The organism is Ruegeria sp. CDSB113 (assembly GCF_059611045.1).
This window is the reverse complement of the sequence record NZ_JBXWOU010000023.1, coordinates 1-25,232: the sequence shown is the minus strand read 5'-3', so window position 1 is coordinate 25,232 and position 25,232 is coordinate 1. Positions and strand designations below refer to the sequence as shown.

Below are 25,232 nucleotides of genomic sequence, written 5' to 3'. Positions count from 1 at the left end.
AAGTGACACACAGGGCACGCAGCGCCGCCAGCCAGTCATCGACAAACTGGCTTGAAACCGTGGAGAGGATTGTTGGTGTGACATCGGTTAAATTCTCATGTGCCTCACGCATGGCTGTTATTCCGATGCCCCCATGCGCCTGAACGATCGACCGACTCTTTTGTTCTTCTATGACTCAGGTTTTACCCGGGGTTCAGTCTGTCGTTCATCATCTCGCGCGTATATTGTAGTATTCGTCAGATACAGTTCAGCATTAATGCAAGCCAAGCCTAGACAACAATTGCATCCTTTGCGTCGCGGCATTTTTTATGTTTGCCAACTTCACATGCCCAAAACCTTTGATCGTTTCCGGTACTCGGGCGAGGGCGATCGCGTCTTGGTGTGTATGACTGGACAGGGCAGAGATTGTACGCGCCATGTCCCCTTCAAAATCACATATCAATTGACGTTCCTGCCGCCGTTCTTCGGTATACCCGAACAAGTCAAAAGCTGTGCCACGCAGACGTTTCATTCGCATCAAAATCCGGAACAGATGTCGCACCCAAGGGCCGAATTCTGACTTGATCGGACGCCCATCTTTCCCCATCCGACTGAACAATGGGGGTGCAAGGTGAAACGTTATCCGCTTGATAGACGTGAAATCCTGCTCAAGCAGCGCGTCAAGCTCGCGCGTGTGAAGTCGGGCGACCTCGTATTCGTCCTTATAGGAAAGTAGCTTGAAATATCCGTCAGCTACGGCTTCGGTAAATCCGGTCAATCCGATTTCTGCTTCGGCGCTGCGGGCACGCTCCACCAATTGTAGAAAGCGCGCTTTCAGCTGCGACCCCTGATAGTCTACCAAGAACTCGGCAAGACGATCGATCCGCTGATTAGGAGACTCTACGGGGCTTTGAGGCATGTCGCCGCCGCTGGTTTCGCGATATTGCATCCACCTGCCTGTTTCGAATGCCCGAAGGTTGCCTTCTACACCCGCACCGTTCAATTCGATTGCCCGGTGCAAGGCCGCCCGACTGAGGGGCACCATGCCGGCTTGCCATGCGGCGCCAAGCAACAAGACATTGCTGTAGATACTATCGCCCAAATGATCGCGTGCAGCGGTTGATGCGTCAATCTTGATCACCGAATCCGCGCCGTTATGAGCCTCGATCCGGCTCTGGAAGTCCTGACCCGGGATCTTGAGTTCCGGGTTAAGTGTGAATTGCCCGGTCATGGCCGCGGCGGCATTCGCAAGCACGCGAGTCCGGCCCGGTTCCAAGAGGCTCATTGATTTCTTGCTAGAGGCCGTCACAAGATCGCCTGCGATAACGGCGTCCGCCTCGCCCATAGCCAACCGGGTTGCTTTAATATCGCCTGGCTTTGGTGCGATACGGCAATGGATAGATACTGCTCCACCCTTCTGCGCCAACCCGGCCATTTGTAATTCTGCCGCGCCTTTCCCCTCAAGATGCGCCGCCATAGTCATAAGCGCACCCACGGTTACCACACCAGTGCCGCCGATCCCGGTAATCAGGGTGTTCCAGGTTCGGTCAAATTTCGGCAGCACCGGTTCGGGAAGGTTCGGGATATCTGACGTGCCTACGGATTTACTGGCAGGCTGGGCACCCGACAGGGTTACAAAGCTTGGACAGAACCCTTTTAGGCAAGAGAAGTCCTTATTGCAGGCGGATTGATCAATCTTCCTCTTGCGCCCAAGCGGCGTATCGAGCGGCAATATCGCTACGCAGTTCGACGCTTTGCCGCAATCACCACAGCCTTCGCAGACTGCAGGGTTGATGAAAACCCGTTTGTCGGGATCGGGGTATTTGCCACGCTTGCGACGACGACGCTTTTCGGCGGCACAGGTCTGAACGTAAAGAATTGCGGTCACGCCGTTTCGGTGTTGCAAATCTTCCTGAACGTCGTTCAGCTTGTCGCGGGGAAACACCTTCACACCATCAGGCAAACGCGGTGTTGCTTCCTTTTCATCGATCACAGCAACAACTTTGCGCACACCGAAAGCCAGCAACTCTGCTGCGATTTGGTAGGGCGTCATTTGCCCCTCGTGCTCTTGACCGCCTGTCATTGCCACAGCGTCATTGTAGAGGATTTTATAGGTGATATTGGTGCCCGCATAGACAGCCGCCTTAACTGCCTGGCTTCCCGAATGGTTATAGGTGCCGTCGCCCATGTTCTGAAAGACATGGCCACGTTTGGAAAACAACGCCTCTCCGATCCAGTTGGCCCCTTCGCCGCCCATATGGGTGTACCCACTGGTCTCGCGGCCCATCCACTGGGCCATGTAGTGACAGCCAATACCGGCATAGGCGCGCGCGCCATCCGGAATACGGGTTGAGCTGCTATGTGGGCATCCTGCGCAAAACCAGGGTTTGCGTTCAGCAAGATCGTTGGACGCAGTGGCGCGGGCCAGGTTTCCCAAGCGATCCACCGAATGTTGATATGCGCTCATGTCAACGCCAATCTGCTCCAACGCCCGCACAAGCCCCAAGGCGATGTTCGCTGGATCAAGATCAAGAATTGAGCGGAAAAGAGGTGATTGTTGCTTGTCGTGGCTTCCTAGGACGGTAGTGCCCACGGGCAAGTTTTCCCGGATCTGAGGCTCCAATACCGAACGTTTTTCTTCGACGACGATGACATCATCTAACCCTTCGGCCCAGTCCCGCAGACTGACGGGATCCAATGGCCAAACCATCCCGACTTTATATGTTGTGATCCCAAGGCGTTGCAGGCTTTCTTCGTCGATCCCCAAAAGGTCAAAGGCATGAACAAGGTCCAACCAGCTTTTCCCGGAAGCGACGAGACCGACCCGCGCTCCAAAAGAGCCGTGCATGCGCCGGTCCAACCTGTTTTCGCGTGCGTAGGCTTGTGCCGCTGGTATCTTGTGTTTGTGAAGACGGACTTCTTGCGCCTGGGGCGTATCGTTCAGGCGAATGTTCAGGGCCTGTTTGTCCGAACGCTCGGGCAGACGGGTTTCAACGCGAAAGGGGTCGCCATCGACAACGGCCGTCGCTTCGATCGTATCCTTGACCGACTTCAGACCGACCCAACAGCCGCTATACCTGCTAAGAGCCCAGCCGTGGATGCTGAAATCTAGCAGTTCCTGCAAACCTGCGGGGGACAGGATGGGGATCATAGCGTCAATCAGCGCCAGTTCGGATTGGTGGCAGGTGGTCGAGCTTTCGCAGGTGTGGTCGTCACCTGCTGCGACCAGAACCCCGCCCAAAGGCGACGTTCCTGCAAGATTTGCATGACGAAAAACATCGCCCGACCGATCGACGCCCGGCCCCTTGCCATACCATAGCCCGAACACCCCGGCATAAAGGCCCTCGCCGCGTAACTCAGCCTGCTGGGTGCCCCAGATTGCTGTGGCAGCCAGATCCTCGTTTAGTCCGGCCTGAAACTTTATCTGCGCCGGGTCCAGCAATCCCTGCGCTTTTTTAAAGGTCGAATCGACCGCACCCAGTGGTGAACCCCGGTACCCTGAAACGTACCCTGCGGTATTATGGCCAGCTTTCTCATCTCGGGCGCGCTGTACCAGTGTCGCCCGCAACAGGGCCTGCGTGCCCGAAAGTAGAACACCGCGTTTACTCAGGTCGAAGCGGTCGGCGAGAGATACCTCTCGCAGAGTGTCGTTAGAAAGCATGCTGTATTACCTTTGAGGCTCAGGCGATTTTGACAGTATCGGTGTCCGCTGTAATCCCCGGCCAAGGATCCGGGCCAGTCGGGATCGCCGTATTGATCCCGCGAACGATTTCACCTTTCGGATCATACATCGGCAGGGTGCAAAGCTCTGCCCGGTGCTTTGTGCCATCGGTGCAATCAACCTCAACAACGCTACCGGGGCCAAACTTATCGCTGTCCAGATGGACGATTCCAATGCCGCACACCTGGTAGGGCGACCATGTGCTGGATGTAACCCGACCAATGGTCTGGCCGTTCTGGTGAAGAGTTTGACCACGCAAGGCCGTACCGCCTTCAACACGCATTCCCCAACTGCGGCAGGTCTTGTCTGCGGCCATCAAGGCAACGCGCCCAATAAAATCACCAGATTCGAAGTCAATGAACTTGCCCAGGCCAACTGCAAAAGGCGTGGTGTGGCGATTGAAATCCTGCCCAGCAGACAGCAGCCCCGTCTCGATACGGCGGCCACGAAAACCCGGTGTCGCGGTCAACACCATGCCCATTTTTGTCCCTTCGTCCAAAATCAGGTCGCCCAGCATTTCGATATCATTTTCCGGGCGGAAATAGATTTCCCAACCCAGTTCGTTGGTGAAACCCGTTCGGCTGATAATGACCTTTTGGCCTGCCATGCTGACCTCGGCCCAATCGAAATAACGCCATGGGTCTGGCATTGGGCCGTCCAGCAAATGTTCGAGCAATTTCATCGAATGTGGCCCCTGGATCTGACTGACCCAGACATCGGGATCACTGATCGTGACATCCAACCCTTCGGAATGAGCCATGTACCAGGAAAACAGATCGCCGTCAGCCTGGGCAAACCAATATCGGTCATCGGCCACACGCAAAAGCAGGCCATCCGTGATCATCCCACCATCATGATAACAGGCGAATTGGTAAGAACAGCGCCCGGTTTTTACCTTGGATACGTCTCGGGGAAATATCTTTTGTAACAGCGTCAGCGCATCCGGGCCCGCGATTTCAAACGGGTGTTCGCCGGTGTGCCGCAAGATGATTTTCTGACGCGCGGCCCAAAACATCTCGTCCGGGGTGGCATTGGTCATTTTTTCAGGCGTCAGCCGCCCGGCATAAAGCGAATACTCAGGCTCATAGGGCAATTCCTGATAGGTCAGCGGATGCACGGCCATGGTGCGGGCCAGTTCGACAGGGCGATTTTCCTCCATCGGAAAAGGTTTAACCGAAAAGCGCATTTTTTTTAGCTCTGGGTGCATGAGTGTCGTCCTATTTGATCGCCTGCGCGGCGACTTGATTGCGCAACGTGCCAATGGTCGGGATATCGACCTCCACCACGTCGCCGGGGTTTAGAAACGCTGTTGGGGTACGGCTTCCGCCAGTGCCATCAGGTGACCCTGTGGCAATGACGTCACCGGGGTTCAATTGGGTGATATGAGACAGGTAGGAAATCAGTTTGGGCAGCGGATGGATCATTTCGGCACCGGTTGTCCGTTGCATGACCTGCCCATTGACCCGCGTGATCAGTTCCATGACGCCGACTGACCCCGCCTCATCGGCAGTCGTCAGCCACGGCCCCCAGGACCCGGAGGCATGAAAATTCTTACCGGCATGTACCGAGTGTTTTTGCCAGCTCCGCACGGAACCTTCGTTCATACAGGAATAGCCCGCCACAAAGGACATGGCGTCAGCCTCCGGGACATGGCGGCATGTACTGCCGATCACGGCCACAATCTCACCCTCGAAGTCAAAACTTTGCGCGGCGTCGCCTAACGGCATTTCTAGCGGCGTTCCATGACCCACCAGCGTGTCGTCGTGGCGCCCGAATATGACGATATCGTTCGATTGAACCGCAGTGCCAGGCACAGGATAAGGCTTACGGTAGTTCAGGCCAACGCAAAGGATTTTTGATGGTGATGGGACTGGTGGCAGAATTTCCACAGAGGACATATCCAGCGCCTGCTTCGCGCAGTTATTGGCAAGTTCTTCCAGCATGCCGGCGTCCAGAAGCGCGCGCAAACTTGGGTACTGCGCTGCAAAATCTGCCGACACCGGATGCACACCGTCCGTAGTAACAAGGCCATAACTTTGCCCCGAGGCCGTATTGAAACTGGCGATCTTCATTGCACTGTACCTGCGAAGCATGCTTCGCGGGCGCGGACTTCTGCGCTCAGACGATCATTGGTGGGGGTCGGGATACCCAGTTGCTGACCGATAACCGGGATCGCCCCGTTGATGAAGTCGATCTCGGATGCACGACCCGCCTGATGATCCAGCCGCATTGACGGGCTGGCATGTCGAACCATCGCGGCAAAGTCGGTGACATAGGCCACCGGATCATGAAAAGAAAACGCGATGTTTCGGGCCTGACCGCAGGCATGCGCCTCTAGCATGCACTCCAAAGCCTCAGCCCATCTTGTGGGATCGCTCATCAGCTCTCCGACGGTGCAGTCATGCACGGTGCAGGGCGCAGAGAGGGTCACGTTGCACAACAACTTTTCCCAGATAAGTTGGTGAATGTCACTGAACGCGCGCGCGGTCAGTCCCGCGCCCTGCCAAAGCGCAGCGATGCGTTCTAGCCGCGGCGTCAGACCGCCTGTCAGTTCTCCCAACCGGATCTGCTTCATGGCTGTATGGCGGGCATGTCCTGGCCCTTGCATCGACGCACCGAACCCATCTGCAACTCCGAGCAGGACGCTTCCCTCGGGCAGGTGTCGCGTGATCCGTTCACCCGCGCCAAGCCCGTTCTGAATTGTCAAAACAGTCGTGTCAGGGGTCACGAACGGAGTCACGGCGCGGGCCGCCGATCCGACCCCCGATGCCTTGGTGGCAATGACGACAAGATCAGCCCCGCGCGCCAGATCGGGATCGTCGGAGGCCGTGATTCCGGTGACAATACGATCTGCGGTCGGGCCCTCCAACCTCAGCCCCTCTGCACAAATTGCATCTGTATGGGCTTTCCAAGGATCAATGGCCACGACCTCATGGCCCGCCTCGGCGAAATGGGCAGCATATATAGAACCCATTGCTCCGACTCCGAAAATGGCGATCTTCACCAAGGCATTTCCCCTATTTGCCACTCCGCCAATTGAAGGAGCTGGATTTCATTCAATTCGCAGGGTCATGGTTCACAATGATTTTGACAAACGAGATTTGTCGGCGCTATGGATTGCAAATTCTTTATTCATCCGGAGGAATGAGGTGCCAAGAAATGCACGACGATTGCCGCTTACCGCACTTCGAACCTTTGAGGCTGCCGCACGCCATCTGAGTTTCAAAGACGCCGCAGCCGAACTGTGCGTCAGTGCCACGACGGTCAGTAATCAGATCAGACAGCTTGAAAAGGACTGGGGGTGCAAGCTGTTTAACCGTCACACGCGAGCGGTCAGCCTGACAGAGCGTGGCAGCTCGCTAGCTGGGGTGCTTACCTCGGCATTTGACCAGATACAGGCAGAAGTCGAAAATCATATCGTGGCGCCGCGCAAAACAGTTTCAATTGCTGTTGGTCCGATTTTCGGATCACGCTGGTTGGGTCAACGGCTGACGCAGTTCAGCAAAGAGCACCCCAAGGTCGACCTCGTTGTGCATCACGGATCACGGATCACTGACAGCAACCAGATGCAATCGGATCTTGCGGTTGATTGGGGCGTCGGAGAATGGCGAGGGCTTGAGGCGACGCGTCTTGTAGAGGCCCGCTATTCTCCAATCATCAGCCCTGATCTTGCACGTGAAACAGGCCCGTTGACGGACCCGCGTCAGCTGGCCGGGCTGACGATCATCCACCAACATGACCGCAGTGAATGGGAAAATTGGTTCGCGCTGGCTGGCTGTCCTGACCTGAAGCTGGAAAGCGAAGTGACCATTGTTGATTCCAACATGGTTCAGCGTGCAGTCAAGGATGGGCAAGGTGTTGCTCTTGGCGTGTTTCCTTTCATGGATAGCGATGTCGCGCGGGGTCAGCTGATCAAACCCTTCGAGATTGACCTGCTGCCAACCCGAGCCTTTCACCTGCTAGAGCATCATGATGCGCGCAAGAACAGCGCAATCCGCACCGTGTGTGAATGGATCGAAGCTGAAGCCGAAGCTGTAGCCGATACCGCCAGCTCAATTCGACCCAAAGATCGAGAGGCGTGTTGATGCGACCGCCCCCTTTTCGGGGGTAAGTCTATAGGCGGAACCATTATCACGTGCCGAGAAACCTCCCTTCACCTCACCGTTGACGGCCACAGTGCATGCGCCGTCATCTACCGCATGTGCCGCCCCATCAGCACTGCGTGCAACGACAGCTTCAAACTGTGGCTTTCGGGCAACCTCGGAACTGTAGTGTGGGCAGACACCACCACGCACCAGAGACAGGCCTTGCATGGGCGCGTATCCGTGCACGTCCGAGTCCGCCAATATCCAGTCAAACCAGCAAATGCCACCGGCGCTGACACCGGCCAGCACGCAACCGTTCGCATTTGCCGCTGCAAAATGCGCCAGCAGTCCGTCTGACGACAATGCGGCGGTTAGACGGGCTGTATTACCACCTCCCACAAAGACCAAGTGCTTGCCCGCAAGCCATTCGCGCGTCTCGGATCCCGATGTGCCCTGAGGCAGATGTGACGAGGATCCGGCGACATCGCGGGAACGATCATAGAACCGGGTTGTCCGCACCTCGTCGTCCTCGTTTGCCCAACCAATATAGCCCAGGTTCCGTTTGTCCGGTACGAAACGCAGGCAGAAATCGTCAAGTCCGGATCCGATGCATGGGTGAAACCACCTCCACCGATCGTCAAAATGATATTGTTTGCGCCCATTTCTCATTTCCAAGGACCAGTTGGCGACTTTAGTCAAAACTGTTTTGGCGCTTTGGGGCAAATCTTATTTTGATCGCGTATAGATGAACATTTCACCATTCATATCCATATATTTTTTCGTTTGACCAAAAATCAGGCTCGCAGGACTGTTCTGATAAGTTCCTCCGCCTCGCTATTTCGGATTGGGGGGCCACCAAAGGGAGGAAAAAGAATGCGAATTATTCTAGGAGTGGTCTCTGGTCTGGCACTTTCAGCTTCATTGGCCTGGGCTGAGCCAACCGGCGTATTTCGTCAGGCGCATGAAGTTGGATCGGGATCGGCTTCAAGCCTTGACCCGATCTCAAAGGGCCGTGTGTTTCAGGTTACCGAAAAAATCATGAGCCGCCTTGTGCGGCCTGATATGGATGGCCGTCCGTCACCAGATCTGGCCGTAGGCTGGTCGGCAAACGAAGATGCCACCGAATGGACACTGGAACTACGCGATGGAGTTACGTTCCACGACGGTTCTACGTTTGGTTCCGAAGACGTGGTCTATTCACTGGAGCGCGTACTCGACCCCGAGATGGACAGCCCGGCGCGGTCGGCCATCGCCATGATCAACACGGTCGAAGCAGTAGATAGCAATACGGTAAAACTGACGCTGGATGGCTCGTTCGCTGACTTGCCACTATTGCTGATGGACTATCGTTTGCGCATGATCCCCGAAGGGGCGGGCGACACAATTGCAACCACTGGCTTAGGCACCGGACCTTTCAAGCTTGTCAGCTTTGATGCGGAAGGTACGACCCGGCTCGAGGCCAATATGGACTACTTTGAAGGTGCTCCGGGCGTAGCCGAAATGGAAATCATCGGTATCACTGATGGGCAAGCGCGCCTTCAGGCTTTGCTTGGCGGTCAGATCGATATGGAGCGCGGTATCACCGCCCAGCAGAGCGTGATGCTGGATGGCTCGGACAAGTTTGACATTCAGACCATTCCGACCGGCAATTGGCGTGGCCTGATATTCCGAACTGATGTGGCGCCGTTTGACGACCCGCGGGTGCGTTTGGCCCTTCGGCTGGCGGCGGATCGTCAGGGCATGATTGATCTTGTCATGGGCGGCGGCGCTGTCATGGCCTGCGACTCTCCCGTCGGCCCAGGCGACCAGTATCGTGCCGACATCGACTGCCCACAGGACATTGAACGCGCCAAAGCGCTTTTGGCCGAAGCAGGCTATCCTGACGGGATCGACATAGATCTGCATGTTGCAACGCTTGAGCCGACTTGGCCCGTTCTTGCCGAAGTTTACCAGAATCAGGCTGCCGCTGCCGGTATCCGAGTGAATATCGTTCAGGTCCCGTCTGATGGTTACTGGAGCGAAGTTTGGATGCAAAAAGACGCAGTCACGACCCGCTGGAATGAACGCCCGGCTGATCAGGCGTTGAACGAAATCTACCTTAGCACGGCCAAGTGGAATGAAAGCTACTACAAAGACGCAAAATTCGACGCGCTTCTGGCGCAGGCCCGGCAGGAGCTGGATTTTAACAAACGTCGCGGGCTCTATATCCAGGCACAAGAGCATCTTTGGGAGACTGCGGGAACGCTTATTCCATATCATGTGACACGATTGGTCGGAATAACCTCACGCGTCGAAAACCTTGATCCAGTTGAGAATAACGCGGTGCGCTGGCACCTTGTGACGGTCAACTGACCTTGTTTGATGAGGGCGTGGCATGCGCCCTCATCTCCTTCATCCATTTTTTCGTGATTGGAGTAGAGTGATGCTGTCCATGCTCTTACGACGACTGAGCCTTGGTGCAATCACCGTCTGGCTTGTGTCTGTAATCATTTTTGCCGGCGTCGAGATGCTACCGGGCGACGCTTGTACGGCATTCTTGGAGCGCGAGGCAAAAGGCACGTTGCTTGCCAATTGCCGTGAGGATCTGGGGCTGAACCGCCCGGCACTTACCCGGTACACGGAATGGGCCGCAAGTGCATTGCAGGGCGATCTGGGGCTATCGGCCAACGGACAAAAATCAATTTCTGAACTTGTTGGATTTCGGTTGCGCAACACTTTGCTTCTTGCGTCGGGCGCCATGCTGGTGGGGATACCATTGGCCTTGTTCCTGGGCGTTGCTGCGGCTCTTTGGCGCGACCGGCCGGTTGATATCATCATTTCGACAACAGCGATTGCTGCAATGACAATCCCCGAATTCGTCTCGGCAACCTTGCTGATCCTCATATTCTCTGTCTGGCTTGGTTGGATTCCTGGTATCGTCCTAACCTCTGCTAATGCACCAGTGGCAGAGTTCTTTCCCGAAGTGCTATTGCCCATAGGGGTTCTGACATTGGTGATGACCGCGCATATTCTACGCACAGTGCGATCATCCGTCATTGAAACTCTTGCCTCAGATTATTCGCAAATGGCGCTTCTGAAAGGCGTGCCTTACTGGCAAATCGTGTTCCGGCATATTCTGCCAAATGCGCTTCTACCTACAATCAACGTGGTGGCTCTTACAATCGCGTGGTTGCTAGGTGGAGTCGTCGTAATCGAGACCGTTTTCAACTATCCGGGTCTTGGTCGCATGATGATCGACAGTATTTCAGATCGCGACTTGCCGGTAACACAGGCAATCGCCCTGATCATCGCGTCGGTCTATGTTTGCGTGAACCTCCTGGCCGACCTGCTGACCATGATTGCCAATCCGCGGTTGCGGACAGCTCACATGCGCAGGAACTAAACCAATGACAGATTTTCCTACTTATCAGCGTCCGAGTCCGTTCCAGCGACTTCTTCTTGTTTTACAAGACATCACCGCGCGCCCTTCGGGGGCAATTGGGCTGGCTTTGGTATCAGCACATTTGGTCCTGGCCGTTATCGGCCCGTGGCTCGTGCCTTACGACTATACCGAAATGAACTCGACCCTCATGCTTTCCAAACCCTCAGCTCAGCATTGGCTCGGGACTGACCATCTGGGCCGCGACACCTTGACACGAACCCTGCTTGGCGGACGGGAGGCCATTCTGGTCACGGGTATCGCCTCACCGCTAGCGGTTCTCTGGGGCGGTCTGGTCGGGGTGTTTTTCGGCCTGGCCGGAGGGCGGCTGGACGAGGTTCTGATGCGGATCGTGGATGCGTTCCTATCGCTGCCATGGATCCTGAAAATGCTGGTCCTGATCGTTACCTTCGGGACAGGGATAGAGGTTCTTATCCCTACACTGGCGTTCTTTTACGGCATCCCGGTAATCCGGATCGCGCGCGCTGCCACCCATGACGTTGTCGCTCGTGATTTCATTCAGGCCGCCCGCGCAAGGGGGCATGGCCGACCAACGATCATATGGAACGAACTTTTGCCGAACGTCCGAGATGCTCTGTTGGTCGAGGGTGCGATGCGCTGGTCATGGATGTTACTGGCGTTCTCGTCGCTCTCCTTTCTGGGGTTCGGTGTATCGCCACCCACGCCCGACTGGGGGCTTATGATCGCCGATGCCCGAGGCTTCATGTCCTTCTCGCCGCTAGGTGTCCTCGCCCCGATGGTGGGACTGTCATCCCTGATCATCGGTATTAATCTCACTGCGGACGCTTTGGCCAAAGCCCTAGGCATCGACCGCGCGCAAAAGGCACCTGTATGATGCGAGACTTTGAAGCTGCAAAGACCGTTATTGACGTTGATGATCTGAGTATTGGTTTCCGTGGACGAGCCGGAGGAATGCTGCCGGTCTTGCGGAACATTTCGTTGTCCGTTGGGACCGGGGAAAGCATAGGTCTTGTCGGCGAAAGTGGTTCGGGAAAAAGCACACTTGCCCTCGCAATGATGGGCTACCTGAAAACAGGCCTGAAGGTCCTTGACGGCAAGGCCCATTTTGACGGGATCGACATGTTCGTGCAGGACCGGCGCGCGCTTGAGCGTATTCGCGGCAGACGATTGGGGCTGATCCCGCAAAATTCCGGTCAATCCCTGACCCCGAGCCAACGGGTTGGCGCGCAGATCCGCGAGGCATTGCGGCTGCACAGTTCCCAGAACGAAGGCCAGCATGACGCGCGCGTTATTGAGCTATTGGGCCAGGTGCGATTGCCCGATCCCGCCGCAATTGCAAGGCGATACCCGCATGAGCTTTCGGGCGGTCAGCAGCAAAGGGTGGCTATTGCAATGGCACTTGCCGGGGAACCTGAGGCGCTGTTGCTGGATGAACCGACAACCGGTCTGGATGTGACGACCCAGGCGCATATTCTTGAACTGTTGCGCGATCTCGCCCGAGATAAAGGCATGGCGATGGTGTATGTCAGCCATGACCTGGGCGCGATTGCGCGCGTTTGCGACCGGGTTGTGGTGATGTATGCAGGCGAAGTCGTTCTGGAGGGTGCTGCCCGGCAAGTCCTGCGCGACCCCGGCCATCCCTATGCCCGCGGCCTGCTTGCCTCAATTCCCAAGCTATCGGATAAATGTCTGCCTCGCGCGCTCGATGGGCGTCCGCCAGCACCGGGCCAGGCGGGAAAGGGCTGTGCCTTCGTGTCTCGCTGCGCTATCGCCAACGACCATTGCAGAACGGGTCGACCAGAGCTTGCGCCGCAGCCCGATGGAACCCGCACCCGCTGTCACTTGCCTGAACATGTTCGCTCTATCCCGTTGACCGGAGACCGCGAAACCGGGGTGCGACAGCTGCCCGAGGCACTGTCGCTGACTTTGAACGACATGGCGATTTCATACACCCAACCGGGGTTTGTCGATCGGTTGCTGGGGCGCGAGACACGCACAGTGGCCACTGTTGATGGCATAAACATCGCGCTTTGCCATGGTGAGACTCTGGGACTGGTCGGCGAAAGCGGGTCAGGAAAATCGACCATCTTGAAATCAATTTCCGGCCTGCTGCCTCCGCTTCGCGGAGAAACCACGCTCAAAGACCAGGAAAAACTGCCCGCAAAGGTAGAGGATCGAGACGACCGGCATCTTCGTCAGGTGCAGCTTATTTTTCAGAATCCAGATGAAAGCCTTAACCCACGACAGACTATCGCCCAGATACTGGCCCAACCGCTGAAACTCTATTTCGGATTAACCGGGCAAGCCTTGCTGGATCGTTCGTCCGAATTGCTGGAACAGGTCCGCCTTGGGGCTCACTATCTAGACCGGTTGCCCAGCCAACTCTCAGGCGGAGAAAAGCAGCGCGTCGCTGTCGCCCGCGCCTTCGCGGCCCAGCCCGAGCTTGTTCTCTGCGACGAAATCACATCAGCGCTTGATGTGTCGGTTCAGGCCGCCGTGCTGGAACTCTTAGATGATCTTCGGCGTGACAATGAGACCAGCTATATCTTCGTCAGCCACGACCTTGCTGTGGTTAAGGCGTTGTCCGACCGCGTCGCCGTTCTGTATCAGGGGCGCCTGTGCGAACTTGGACCAACACAAGATGTCTACGGATCTGTTTCGCACCCTTATACAGAGGTTCTTTTGGGCGCGGTCCTGGAGCCTGACCCGGATTTCACGCCATCCCTGGCAGCAAATGATGTGGTCGAACTTAGCCCCCCTGAGCGCGGCTGCCCGTTTCAGCGCCGTTGTCCCAAAAGCCTGGGGTCAGTTTGTGAAGAAACGGCACCACCACGTAGGGAGTTTCCAGGTGGACATATCATCTGGTGCCATCGCGAAGACCTCGTTGGCTGAGGTATGAGCCTGCGTGCCACATTTGATGACCTGTCCCAAGGGCTGCTTTTGCGATGAAGAAAAGAAAATACCGTGTGGGTCGGAAGTTGAAAGCGTGGCTTGCAGCTCCGACCGTTGATCGGCCAGCAACATATTGTGGGGGCGAATTAGCGTCCCGCATTTCCCGTTAGAGGAGGTTTCTCGATGGCGAAGCTGTTTAGCGTATTTTCAAAGAAGAGCCGCCAAGAAGGCGACGCAGGACTTGCTGCGAGTTTGTCACCTGTCTTGTCAGGCTTTTCCATCGAAGTCATGCCGCGTACAGCTGCCAAAATTGAAGACTTCAAGGCGATACTACCTGAAGGTACACGCGTTTATGTCGCGCATATTGACGGCACACCAATCGAAGACATGATCGCGACTGTCCGTCGAATTTCCAATGCCGGGTTTCAGGCTATGCCACATTTTTCCGCACGGTTCTTGACCGGCAAGGCAATGCTGGAAGACTGGATTACCCGATACAAGGACGCGGGGGCGGACCAGGCATTGCTTTTGGCCGGTGGTCTCAATAGTCCTCGTGGCAACTTTCACTGCTCTATGCAACTTCTGGAAACAGGGCTTTTTGACAAGCATGGATTTACCCGCCTTCATGTCGCGGGCCACCCAGAAGGCAACAGAGACATCGACCCGGATGGAACCGACAAAAATTTGATGGACGCGCTCCGCTGGAAACAGGCATTTTCAGAACGCAGCGATGCTGAAATGGCCATTGTTACGCAATTTGCGTTCGAGATGGGCCCTATACTTGAATGGGTCACGAGGCTGAAAGCCGAAAACGTTGATCTTCCCATTCACCTCGGAATCGCGGGTCCGGCGAAACTTCAGACAATGATAAAGTTTGCCGTCGCCTGTAGGGTTGGACCATCAATGCGCGTTCTACGACGACGCGCCAAGGACGTGACCAACCTTTTGCTGCCTTATGAACCGACAGAGATTCTTGCAGATTTTGCCGCACATAAGCGGCAAACGCAGGATTCCAACCTTGCGCAAATCCATTTCTTCCCGCTTGGCGGCATCCGGCAAACTGTAGACTTTGCAGGAGCACACAACAAAGCGTCATCAGCGCATGGCGCGGTTTGACATTTAGCAATGAGAACTGGAGCTATGTTCGACTTTGCGGCATGCCACCCTCGAATAGCAGTCGTTTTGCTGGATGGTTTTTCAACATTGAGTCTTGCCTCGATTGCGGAACCATTGCTTTTTGTATCGGACGAATTTCCCGATATCTCTGCAAAAATGGAGTTGGTAGGCGTTTCGCAAAAAAAGACCAGATCCAAGGGTGACATAGAAATTGAATGCAAATAAGACGTCAAAGACCTGGTTTTCGCAATAAGTGCGGGCCACGGGCCACATGGCATTTTTCTCTGCAGCGGAACCGAAAGTGTTGCAACCGATGCAAAAAGTGTTTGCACAGTGGTGCGGCAAGCGCATCGCAAGGGCGTGCCAATCTTTGCCATAGGTAACATTACTGGCCTGATTGCAGAAATGGGTCTTTTGAAAGATGCGAAAGCTACAATCCACTGGAAGTCTCTAGCCGCCTTTTCTGAACGACATCTTGATATTGATGTGAAAAACGCTCTTTTCGTTGAAAATGATTTGATTGGGAGTTGTGTAGGGGAGCTAGCAACCCTGGATCTCGTTATCAGCCTAATAGCCAAGATATCTCCAGTCGCGGCAGAAGTGCCTTTTGGGATCCAAGCTTTCATCAGCAGACGCGTCAGATGGTATGGTCATATGTGCGGTTTGAGTGGGAATTCCGCTTGAAATGTTCGCCAGCACCAAGATGAAAGCAGCGAGTATTCGACCGATGAGCATCATTCAATATATTGGCGCAATACGGAAAAAATGGGCTAATTCGCTGCCGCCGCACAGAGGTCCGCATTCGCTGCGTGGCAGTTTCAAAAAGCTGCCGTAATAGTGAACTTCGTCCCTGTTCCCGGACACCGGGGTAAAGTACCCCTGTCCAGGAAAGGAGCATGGAATGGGACAATCGAGACGAACGTTCACAGATGAATTCAAAGCCGCAGCTGTTGGTCGGCTTTATAAGCCTGGTGCCACACAAACCGGCGTGGCCAAGGAACTGGGTGTGACGAGTTCCCAGCTGAAGACCTGGCGCCTAGAGATTGAAGCGGCAGGATCGTTGGAAGCGATGCGCAGGCTAAGGGCCGATGCTGCGGAACTGGATCGTCTGCGTAAGGAAAACAAACGTTTGAAGCTGGAAAATGAAATCCTTGAGAAAGCTTCCGCTTTTTTCGCCTCAAGGGCAGCGAAGACATGAACACGAAGCGTGCTTTCGTCGCTGCCCACAAGACTGTTAACCTGATCGCTCAGCTCTGTCGCATTGTTGGCATTGCGCGCAGCTGGTTTTACGGCTTTGTCCAGTCGCAACCTGCCCGAGATCAGCGGCAAAAGCTGCGTACCGACCGGGACGCCGAGTTGCTGCCAAAGATCAAAGAGGCGTTTTCTCACAGCAAAAAACGGTATGGGTCAAAGCGGGTCCACCAGGATCTGAAAGCCGATGGCGAGGACGTTTCGGAGCGGCGCGTGGCCAGAATAATGCGGGAAAACAATGTCTCGCCGCGCATGTGCAAGCGCCGAAAGCCGCGCACCACAGACAGCAATCATTGCCTCAAACCGTCGCCAAATCTGCTGGAACAACGGTTCGATTGCACCGTTCCGAACCGGGTTTGGCTCGCTGACATTACTTACGTCGATACGGATGAAGGCTGGCTCTACGTGGCTGCCATCAAAGACTTGGCCACGCGTGAAATCGTGTGCTGGGCAATGGACGATCATCTGCGATCCGAACTGTGTTGTGATGCCCTGAACATGGCCCTGGGGCGCCGTGGACCGGTTCCAGGGCTCATTCACCATTCGGATCGCGGCTTCCAATACGCTGGCAGCGAATACCGTGCACTGCTCGGGTCCGCGAAGATCATCCAATCAATGAGCCGAACCGGCGAATGCCTGGAGTTCAAGCTGGTCCGCGCCAGCGGATCAAATGGTCTGGGGGACCATTTGAAGGCGCAGAACGCTCCAATGGAGAGTTTCTTTGCATCACTGAAAAAGGAACTGGTTCATCGGGAGCGCTTCAAAACCCGCGCCCAGGCAAAGGCGGCGATCTTCGAATACATAGAGGTCTTCTACAATCGCCAACGGCGTCATTCCGCCATCGGCTACCAAACACCCGCGAAAGCATATGAAACCATGACTTGGAAAAGCGCAGCATAGGGTCAATAATCAAACTGTCCAAAAATCGGGACGAACTCCAATAGTCATTTGTTGAGCACTGAAGGAAACAGCAGCTGGTACAACTCATTTTGGGAAGAAATCTTCAGCTTAGCATAGAGACGTTTGCGCAGAACTTTTACGGTGCCCGTGGCAATTCCTAAGTTGGCTGCAGCAGAGAAATTTGAGTGTCCTTGCATGATCAAAGATGCTACTTCCGCCTCACGCGGTGAGATCCCACTGGGGGTCAGTGTCTTGGCAAATGATCCAACCCGTTTGGCGACCTCGCCGAGGTCTGACAAGTTGCCGCGCATCTCGGTTGCCTGCAAGCTGTCGCGCCAGTGTTTCAGCATGAGCACAGAAACGAGTTGTTCAATGCGTTTTAGCTGTTTCAATTCACGCGCAGCATAATTGCCCGATTTTGGCCCCCGACCGAGAGAGCAGACAAAAACCAATTCGTGAGAGATTGGGCGAATGATCCCGACCTCATCAACCAATGGAATCTTGCTATAATATGAGGCGCAGTATTCACTTTGGAAGAACCTGTCAGGTGCAATTGCTCTGATCGGGTAGAGGCCCGGCTCAATCCCAGCGATGCACACCTGATAAAAGGGGTCCAACAGATAGGCACCTTCAAGATAAAGATTTTGGTACGCCCACTCAGCGCGATCATCGAATTCACGGAAAAGTTCAATCGGAGCGCAATTCGGAGAGAAGGCCAGGATCAGGCTGTTATCGACATGTACATCGGATTTGATGAAGCTCAGCAACCGCGACGGAAACTCGTCTGTCCCCAGTAAGGCGACCAGTTCGGCGATCTCATCCAATCTCAGGTCATCTGCCTTTTTCATGTCGTCCATATACTAGGCTTGCGGTACGATTGTACCCTGAGTATCGGGTATTTTGGAGAGCTTTGTACCCTCGTGGGGGTATATGCACAATATGCATTTGCGCTCACCATTTCCAAGACAGCAGCAAGGGTTCCGCACATTTGATTCACGGTCCGCCTCCTGCACGCGCAAAAATGGGGAGAAAAAATGCCTGACACTACCAGATCCGGGAAAGATGGTCGGGTGAGCAAAGAGGCTGTTTCTCGTAGGTCGATGTTGGGAACGGGATTGGCGTTTTGTGCCACGCCGACCTTGCTTGGTTTGCCAACGGTCACGCAAGCACAGGACGTCGAAAACTTGCTCAATATCATGGGCTGGTCGGAATACATTAGCCCGGACAATATTGCCGCCTGGGAGGAAGTAACTGGCGCCCGGTTTATTCTGGATGGATATTCCAGCAACGATGAAATGCTTTCAAAGCTGCAGCTCTCCGGTGGCGAAAGCGGGTATGATCTGGGGATGAACACCGATTTCATGATCCCCTTGCTGATCAGCCGAGGCCTGATCCAAAAGATCGACAAATCCAAAATCCCGAATTTCAAACACCTAAGCCCAAGTTTCCTTGGCAGGGATTTTGACCCCAACAATGACTACACGATCCCCAAGAACTGGGGCTCTCAGGGTTATGTCTACGACAGCTCTGTTGTTCAGCGTGAAATGAACTCCTGGTCCGATTTTCTTGATGCCGCGAAGAACGAAGCCAGCGGACAGGTCTCTCTTCTGGACGATGCCTTGGCCATTGCACCGTTGATGTGGAAGGACGGGATATCATGGAATACCACGGACGAGGCCGTGCTGGACCGGGTAGAAGAAGAGGCGCTGGAGCTGGCGCGCCACATCAGGACGTTCAACACATATCCGCAGCAAGATGTGGCCAGTGGAACCGTCAAGCTCGCGCAGAACTGGAACGGTTACAGCCGTCTGGTGATCGAAGCGGCAGGCAATCCGAATCTGAAATTTGAGTATGGCGCGCCCATGACTGAGCTTTGGATGGACAGCTATCACATGCCTGTTGGAGGGTCGCACCCAAATGCTGCACATAGCTGGCTAAATCACATTCTTGACCCGAAGAACGCCGCAGCAGAAACGACTTACACCGGCTATGCTTCGGCGGTGAACGCATCGGCAGAGCATCTTGCAGAAGATGTGGCCAACAGCCCGATGATCTTCCCGTCGGACGAAGTCATTGCACGCGGTGAATTGACCCAACGAAACGAATCCTACGATCGCAGGGTCGCGATTTTCACCAAGTTCAAAGCCGCAGCCGCCGTCGCGCAGTAACACCAAACTGAAAATCTACTAAACTGGTCGCGGGCCATCTGGCCCGTGACGCAATAAGTTCAGGGTTGGATATCATGACACATGCCGTTTCTGTGCGCGGGATTTCAAAACGATACGGCAACTTCGTAGCTCTCGACAATGTCGATCTGGATGTTGCCCAGGGTGAGTTTGTCACCCTTTTGGGGCCGTCAGGGGCGGGAAAAACCACCATTTTGCGGATGATCGGCGGGTTCGATTTTCCTGATGAGGGAGAGGTCAAAATCCTCGACCAGAATGTTGTCGACCTGCCGTCTCATAAACGTCCGGTGAATACAGTCTTTCAGAATTATGCCTTGTTTCCGCATATGACCGTTGCCGATAATGTTGCCTATGGCCTGCGTCAGGAAGGGGTTCCGGCGACGGAACGCAAAACCCGGGTACGCGAAGCCTTGGAAATGGTTGAGATGATCGCCATGGCGCATCGTAAACCCGATGCGCTTTCGGGAGGGCAACAACAACGTGTTGCCCTTGCTCGGGCGTTGGTGAAACGGCCCTCCATCCTGCTTCTGGACGAACCGCTCGGCGCATTGGATCGTCGTCTGCGCCAGCAAATGCAGATTGAGCTGAAGAAATTGCAGCGGGAAACCGGGATCGCTTTTGTTCTGGTCACCCATGATCAGGAAGAGGCAATGGCGATGTCCGACCGGATCGTCGTTACCCGCCATGGCCGCATCGAACAGATTGGCACCCCTAGCGCGCTTTATGATGAGCCAACAACAGCCTTTGTCGCCGACTTCATCGGTTCGCAGAACTTTTTATATGGCACGCTGGACGTCAACGAGAAGTCGATCACAACGCCGAACGGCAGTCAGTTTTTTGCGAAACATGCGGCAAGCGATGCCGAGAGCGACGCGCTTGCAGCGGTGCGTCCTGAGAAAACCATGATCAGTTGGGAGAGACCTGGATCGGCAGATAACGCTGTTAAGGGCGAGATACTGCAAATTCTTCATCTAGGAAACATCATGGAATTTGTTGTTCAGCTAACCTCTGGCGGTCAGTTCTTTTGCAGACGTCCCCGAGAGGAAGCGGCAGGTTTCGCCGTTGGCAGCGCAGTTTGGGTGCATTGGTCGCGCGATGACACGTCCATTTTTCGAATGGACGAAGAAATCACCGCCGGGCTGAAAGCCGCACCATCGGCGTCGACGGTTTGACAGCATGAGCAGGATCAGCGCCACATCACGAAAATGGCTGCCCCTCCTGCCCGCCACCGCATGGTGGGCAGTGTTCCTGCTCGCAGCGCTTGTATCGATCATCGTGTTCAGCTTCGGGCTGAAAGCGCCGTCATCCGCTATTGACCCGGTTTCGTTTGAGATGCTAACGCTGGAGAATTACCGCGAGGTTTTCTCGCCCGTTTATGTCCAGGTCTTCTGGATCACCTTGAAAACAGCGGGTCTGGGCACGTTCGTTTGCCTGCTGTTTGCCTTTCCGGTTGCCTATGTGCTGTCTACGCGGATCAGCCCGCGCTGGCGTCCATGGTTTTTGTTCATCATCATCTTTCCCTATTGGGTCAGTTTCCTGCTGCGCACGTTTGCATGGCGCATCATCCTGGCGCCCGAAGGAAATTTTTCAGAGGCGTTGCAGGCGATTGGGCTGATCTCGGGGCCTTTGGCGATCCTCGACACCCAACTGGCCGTTCAACTTGGGATCATCTACAATTATTTTCCGGTCGCAATCCTGCCAATTTTTGTTGCGCTGGAGCGGATTGACCCGGCGCTGCGGCAAGCCAGCGCGGACCTTGGGGCAGGAAAACCGACCACGTTTTTTCAAGTCACACTACCACTAGCTGCACCAGGGTTGATTGGTGCAGGGATCCTGACCTTTATCCTCGCCGCAGGTGACTATGTGGTACCTGCAATCCTTGGTGGCGCCCGTGGTCTGATGATTGGCAGGTTGATCGCCCTTCAAATCCTTGAGGCGCAAAACCTGCCTCTTGGCGCGGCCATGGCGATAATCCTGATCATATTATTGCTGCTAATTGGTTTGTTGTTTGCCCTGCTGCAAGTCGTCTTTCGCATGGCGAACCGCGGCGTACAGGGGGCTTCCATATGAAACAGAAAGACCCCGTTGGCGTGATTTTGAAGATCTGGATGGCGGTGATCATCTTCTTCTTGTTCGTGCCGATCTTTATTGTCGTACTCTACTCTTTCAACGACGGGCGCATCCTGTTCATCTGGGAAGGGTTTTCAACCTTCTGGTACGGGGCTGTCTTTGACAATCACCGCATCCTGAGCACGCTGGACATCTCCGTGCGGGCGGCGTTGCTTAACGTAGTCATCTCGGTTGTGCTGGGCACTTTGGCCGGCGTCGCGATGGCCCGGCATCAGGGCGTTTGGAGCAAACCCTTTGCCCTTCTGGTTGGTCTGGTACTGGTCACGCCGGAACTGGTTTCAGCCATCGGACAAGTGATCTGGTACAACAACATCGGGATCAACAATGGCCTGTTCCGGTTGGCCATCGGCCATTCTCTTTTCAACACCGGCCTCGTTGCGGTTATCGTCAAAGCAAGGGCAGAAGGCATAAGTGAAACACTCGAAGAAGCTGCCGGTGATCTTGGCGCGCCACCCTGGCGGTCGTATGTCCAAATCACCTTGCCGCTGATGATGCCTGCGGTGATTGCAGGCGCATTGCTGTCGTTCACCTACTCCTTTGACAATGTCATTGTCTCGCTCTTTGTGCAGCGTCCCGGTTCGTCCAGCTTGCCCGTCTATATCCTGTCATCGTTCAAGGCAGGACTGCGCGGGGACGTGGCCGCCGTGGTGGTCATGGCGCTTGGTTTGACACTGATCCTCGCCGTGATCGCCGCATATCTCCTTCGAAAGAATGCGCAGTCCAGAAAACCAATTTGACCGCAGTTTCGATCTTTTTCCAAAGGAAACCGGATGCCTGATATCGATCTTTGCTACACGGACGCCACAGCGCTGGCTGAGATGGTACGAACGCAAAAGGTCTCGCCGGTTGAGCTGGTCGCCAATTCAATTGAACGCATTGAACAGGTTAACCCGGAACTCAATTGCTTTTGTGAGGTCTACGCGTCAGAAGCGCTTGAGCAAGCCAAACGCGCTGAAATGGCTGTCCGGAATAGGGAGGCATTGGGGCCGCTGCACGGTGTGCCCATCGCCATCAAGGATTTCGCCCCGATCAAAGGCAAACGCACGACAAAGGGATCGTATGTCCTTGAGAATGACATTTCCACGCAAAACGCGATCATCGTCGACAACCTGAGAGCGGCGGGGGCGATTATCGTTGGGCGCACAACCACGCCCGAGTTCACCTATTCGAGCATGACCCACAGCCCACTTTGGGGCATCACACGCAACCCGTGGAACACGGATCATACAAGTGGCGGCTCCTCGGGCGGATCAGCTGCGGCGGTTGCAGCAGGCTGTGTACCATTGGCCGAAGGGTCCGATTCCGGTGGATCAGTCAGAATTCCCGCCTCACATTGCGGAATTGTCGGGCTGAAGCCAAGTCAGGGACGTATCCCCTTCGAATTCATGCCAAACCAGTTTGACTGGATGACCAGCCATGGCCCGCTGTCCCGTAGCGTGAGGGATGCCGGGCTGTTCGTGTCGCTGTGTCAGGGGCCAGAGCCACGCGATATCCAATGTGTGTTGCCGAGCCTTGATCTTGGCGAGTTGCCCGCCCAGCCCGGCTCCAACCGGCGTCTTGCGCTCTCCGCGGACCTTGGGTGCTATCGCGTGGATGAGGATGTCAAAAGAAACCTGCGCGCTAGTGCTGCGGCTTTCGAAGCCGCAGGCTACGTAATCGAAGATGTGGACCTAGGCTGGACCGCCGAATTTGCGCAAGCCTGGTGGTCCTATTGGGACGTCTTCATGGCTGCAAACTTTGGCCATCACCTTGCACAATTCGAAGCCCAAATGGACCCCGGTATCGTCACCGCAATTCAAAATGGCATGCGGGTTTCCGGGCCGGAATTGATGCAATTCGGTGAAATATTCACCGACGCATGGCATCGGCTTGTGCCTGTTTTCCAACGCTGCGACGCGCTGCTTTGTCCAACCGAGTCAATCCCCGCACCCACAGTTGATTTCAACGAAATCGAAGCTCTCTCACTCCGGAAAGACGGTAAACTCACCGCAATGGACATGACCATGCAGTTCAACGCATTGATGCTGCCTGCTATCTCCGTTCCTTCTGGCTTTTCAATGGGCGGGTTGCCGACAGGCCTGCAAATCGTCGCGCCAAGAGGCCAGGACGACATTGTATTAGGGCTTGCGTCCATCATGGAAAGAACACGACCTTGGAATGGCAAGATGCCGCCCATTTAGCTGTCTAAAAAATTTGGGAACTTGGGTTGGAAAATCCTGGATCACCTCACGTGCAATAAAGACCACCGTCCGAGTCACTTGCCAGATACATTTCGTGTTTCATTCCACGGCTGGGATTGCCCGTAGTAAAGGTGCTCACCCAATCTGCGAAACAAAATCAAGTGGATTGCTTGGTCCAGTTCCGCCAGATCGTCCACCACTTGGCGCAATCGGCGCCTGGTCAGCTTTTGCGTCAGCCTCTGTTGCTGCCGATCCAGCTGGTTTTGAAGGCGCACCTTGTCTTTGACCAGCGCGGTACGGGCAGCTTGCAACTCTCTGAGAATAGGGCGGTCCTTGGCAACTGGCGCGTCTGGCTCCAACGCATGCGCTGTACCCATCTGAGCCAGGACGCGTGCATCTGCCCGATCCGTTTTGGCCAGCTGTCCTTTGCTTTCCGCAAAGCGGCGGGCATGTTTTGGGTTCACTTTGACCAGCGGCAAGTGGTCGGCCAGCGCCGCTTCGAACGCTCCATGATAAGGACCCGTTGGCTCATACACTACGCGGGCGGGCAGGTCCGGCCCGATCCAACGGCAAAGCTTCTGGAACCCGGCCTTCGAGTTGGGGAATTGCGCGAATGTACCGTCGCTCAACCGGTGCACGTCCAGCTTGTCTTTGGAAACATCCACGCCAATGCTATCGTTTGTCATCTTCGTCATGTCCTATGCTTGTCATCCGGGACGGCAATCCCGGGTATCCCTTCAGGCCTCATGAGAAGACGGTGTGCGATCGCACTTTAGAACGGTCCACTACGACCAAGCATGTCCCGATCCACACACCGCCTCTGCCCGCCATAAATGGCTTGGCTGGCAGAGGCTCCATCTTCGCATGGAGACTGGCAAAATCATAAGACAAGCTTTTCCAGTTTACGTAGAAGCATATCCGGCCTCGCAAAAGTAGTTCCAGCATTCTTGCGGTGTGTAGAGATCGCATATTTCGCTGAGGGCTTCGAACAGCCCCGTGAATGATCTCGCTCCAATACGCCTCAGGTGGGCTTTGAGTTTTGAGAACGCCATCTCGATTGGGTTCAGGTCCGGGCTGTAGGGTGGCAGGTTGGAGGGATCAGAAAAGGCCCCAGTGGGGCGTTTTCCCCGAGCAACGGAACCAGCAACCGTGTTCGCGCAGGAGCGCGTCTGCCTCCTTGTTGCGATGGGTGGCGAGGTTGTCGAGGATCACAGCAGTGCCGGGTTCGATCTCTGGAATCAGCACGTCGCGGATGTCCACGAGATCGCTTGCATGGCGCATGTCCGCCGCAAGTTCGTCGATATCTTCCAGTCGCAGGGATCACAGATCGCTGAAGAGGCAATCCGGCGCATCGCTCTTCTTTATGCTATTGAAAAAGCTGCACGCGGGAAG

General features: G+C 55.2%; 21 protein-coding genes and 3 pseudogenes. 16 read left to right on the top strand and 8 right to left on the bottom strand.

From position 1 onward, the window contains the following. Positions 1-253 precede the first annotated feature (253 nt). From AC2FIS_RS22680 to AC2FIS_RS22665, 4 genes are read right to left on the bottom strand one after another with little or no spacing between them, the layout of a single operon-like run. Positions 254-3,640, bottom strand: coding sequence for an indolepyruvate ferredoxin oxidoreductase family protein (locus AC2FIS_RS22680; RefSeq protein ID WP_496775554.1), 3,387 nt, complete (start codon positions 3,638-3,640; stop codon positions 254-256). Positions 3,641-3,659: 19 nt separating this feature from the next. Beyond that, the gene (locus AC2FIS_RS22675; RefSeq protein ID WP_496775553.1) at positions 3,660-4,907 is read right to left on the bottom strand and encodes an aminomethyl transferase family protein; all 1,248 of its coding nucleotides are present in this window, start codon (positions 4,905-4,907) and stop codon (positions 3,660-3,662) included. A gap of 10 nt (positions 4,908-4,917) precedes the next feature. After that, positions 4,918-5,772, bottom strand: coding sequence for a fumarylacetoacetate hydrolase family protein (locus AC2FIS_RS22670; RefSeq protein ID WP_496775552.1), 855 nt, complete (start codon positions 5,770-5,772; stop codon positions 4,918-4,920). Further along, positions 5,769-6,704 (bottom strand): ketopantoate reductase family protein, encoded by a 936-nt coding sequence (locus AC2FIS_RS22665; RefSeq protein WP_496775551.1) that lies wholly within the window; start codon positions 6,702-6,704, stop codon positions 5,769-5,771. Before AC2FIS_RS22665 ends, AC2FIS_RS22670 begins: the two co-directional genes overlap by 4 nt. Before the next feature lie 145 nt (positions 6,705-6,849). Here AC2FIS_RS22665 and AC2FIS_RS22660 point away from each other — a divergent pair, with 145 nt between their 5' ends. Further along, positions 6,850-7,785, top strand: coding sequence for a LysR substrate-binding domain-containing protein (locus AC2FIS_RS22660; RefSeq protein WP_496775550.1), 936 nt, complete (start codon positions 6,850-6,852; stop codon positions 7,783-7,785). Here AC2FIS_RS22660 and AC2FIS_RS22655 read toward each other — a convergent pair. Beyond that, positions 7,753-8,454 carry a Type 1 glutamine amidotransferase-like domain-containing protein gene (locus AC2FIS_RS22655; protein ID WP_496775549.1) on the bottom strand — a complete coding sequence of 234 codons (702 nt, stop codon included), beginning with the start codon at positions 8,452-8,454 and terminating at the stop codon, positions 7,753-7,755. The genes AC2FIS_RS22660 and AC2FIS_RS22655 overlap by 33 nt on opposite strands. 204 nt (positions 8,455-8,658) lie before the next feature. Here AC2FIS_RS22655 and AC2FIS_RS22650 point away from each other — a divergent pair, with 204 nt between their 5' ends. From AC2FIS_RS22650 to AC2FIS_RS22610, 9 genes and pseudogenes are all read left to right on the top strand, one after another. After that, positions 8,659-10,137, top strand: coding sequence for an ABC transporter substrate-binding protein (locus AC2FIS_RS22650; RefSeq protein ID WP_496775548.1), 1,479 nt, complete (start codon positions 8,659-8,661; stop codon positions 10,135-10,137). A 70-nt stretch (positions 10,138-10,207) separates the two neighbouring features. Continuing rightward, a complete protein-coding gene (locus AC2FIS_RS22645) occupies positions 10,208-11,167 on the top strand; it encodes an ABC transporter permease (RefSeq protein WP_496775547.1) in 960 nt (319 codons plus the stop codon). 4 nt (positions 11,168-11,171) lie between these two features. Continuing rightward, positions 11,172-12,059, top strand: a complete 888-nt coding sequence (locus tag AC2FIS_RS22640) for an ABC transporter permease (protein ID WP_496775546.1) — start codon at positions 11,172-11,174, stop codon at positions 12,057-12,059. Next, positions 12,059-14,077, top strand: a complete 2,019-nt coding sequence (locus tag AC2FIS_RS22635) for a dipeptide ABC transporter ATP-binding protein (protein WP_496775545.1) — start codon at positions 12,059-12,061, stop codon at positions 14,075-14,077. The genes AC2FIS_RS22640 and AC2FIS_RS22635 overlap by 1 nt, the downstream gene beginning before the upstream one ends. Positions 14,078-14,260: 183 nt before the next feature. Next, positions 14,261-15,193: a methylenetetrahydrofolate reductase gene (locus tag AC2FIS_RS22630; RefSeq protein WP_496775544.1), complete on the top strand. Its 933-nt coding sequence runs from the start codon at positions 14,261-14,263 to the stop codon at positions 15,191-15,193. A 360-nt stretch (positions 15,194-15,553) separates the two neighbouring features. Next, on the top strand, positions 15,554-15,877 hold the full coding sequence (locus tag AC2FIS_RS22625; RefSeq protein WP_496775543.1) for a hypothetical protein: 324 nt from the start codon (positions 15,554-15,556) through the stop codon (positions 15,875-15,877). 217 nt (positions 15,878-16,094) lie between these two features. Next, positions 16,095-16,391, top strand: coding sequence for a transposase (locus AC2FIS_RS22620; protein ID WP_496775542.1), 297 nt, complete (start codon positions 16,095-16,097; stop codon positions 16,389-16,391). After that, a pseudogene (locus AC2FIS_RS22615) lies at positions 16,388-17,023 on the top strand (IS3 family transposase); the annotation flags it as partial. The gene AC2FIS_RS22620 and the pseudogene AC2FIS_RS22615, both read left to right, overlap by 4 nt. A 33-nt stretch (positions 17,024-17,056) precedes the next feature. After that, positions 17,057-17,344, top strand: a pseudogene (locus AC2FIS_RS22610) (IS3 family transposase); the annotation flags it as partial. Positions 17,345-17,388: 44 nt separating this feature from the next. On the opposite strand, the gene AC2FIS_RS22605 reads toward AC2FIS_RS22610, so the two are convergent. Beyond that, positions 17,389-18,201 (bottom strand): helix-turn-helix domain-containing protein, encoded by an 813-nt coding sequence (locus AC2FIS_RS22605; RefSeq protein ID WP_496775541.1) that lies wholly within the window; start codon positions 18,199-18,201, stop codon positions 17,389-17,391. Between the two features lie 177 nt (positions 18,202-18,378). Between AC2FIS_RS22605 and AC2FIS_RS22600 the strand changes: the two genes are divergently transcribed. From AC2FIS_RS22600 to AC2FIS_RS22580, 5 genes are all read left to right on the top strand, one after another. Further along, the gene (locus AC2FIS_RS22600) at positions 18,379-19,512 is read left to right on the top strand and encodes an ABC transporter substrate-binding protein (protein WP_496775540.1); all 1,134 of its coding nucleotides are present in this window, start codon (positions 18,379-18,381) and stop codon (positions 19,510-19,512) included. Positions 19,513-19,586: 74 nt separating this feature from the next. After that, on the top strand, positions 19,587-20,702 hold the full coding sequence (locus tag AC2FIS_RS22595; protein WP_496775539.1) for an ABC transporter ATP-binding protein: 1,116 nt from the start codon (positions 19,587-19,589) through the stop codon (positions 20,700-20,702). A 4-nt stretch (positions 20,703-20,706) separates the two neighbouring features. After that, on the top strand, positions 20,707-21,600 hold the full coding sequence (locus tag AC2FIS_RS22590; protein ID WP_496775538.1) for an ABC transporter permease: 894 nt from the start codon (positions 20,707-20,709) through the stop codon (positions 21,598-21,600). After that, on the top strand, positions 21,597-22,397 hold the full coding sequence (locus tag AC2FIS_RS22585; protein ID WP_496775537.1) for an ABC transporter permease: 801 nt from the start codon (positions 21,597-21,599) through the stop codon (positions 22,395-22,397). The genes AC2FIS_RS22590 and AC2FIS_RS22585 overlap by 4 nt, the downstream gene beginning before the upstream one ends. A gap of 33 nt (positions 22,398-22,430) precedes the next feature. After that, positions 22,431-23,840 (top strand): amidase, encoded by a 1,410-nt coding sequence (locus AC2FIS_RS22580; protein WP_496775536.1) that lies wholly within the window; start codon positions 22,431-22,433, stop codon positions 23,838-23,840. A gap of 74 nt (positions 23,841-23,914) precedes the next feature. Here AC2FIS_RS22580 and AC2FIS_RS22575 read toward each other — a convergent pair whose 3' ends face one another. Beyond that, positions 23,915-24,526 (bottom strand): IS110 family transposase, encoded by a 612-nt coding sequence (locus AC2FIS_RS22575; RefSeq protein WP_496775535.1) that lies wholly within the window; start codon positions 24,524-24,526, stop codon positions 23,915-23,917. Between the two features lie 216 nt (positions 24,527-24,742). Further along, positions 24,743-24,928 carry a transposase gene (locus AC2FIS_RS22570; protein ID WP_496775555.1) on the bottom strand — a complete coding sequence of 62 codons (186 nt, stop codon included), beginning with the start codon at positions 24,926-24,928 and terminating at the stop codon, positions 24,743-24,745. Positions 24,929-25,058: 130 nt separating this feature from the next. On the opposite strand from AC2FIS_RS22570, the pseudogene AC2FIS_RS22565 reads away from it, so the two are divergent. Next, positions 25,059-25,232 (top strand): annotated as a pseudogene (locus AC2FIS_RS22565) (IS66 family transposase); the annotation flags it as partial.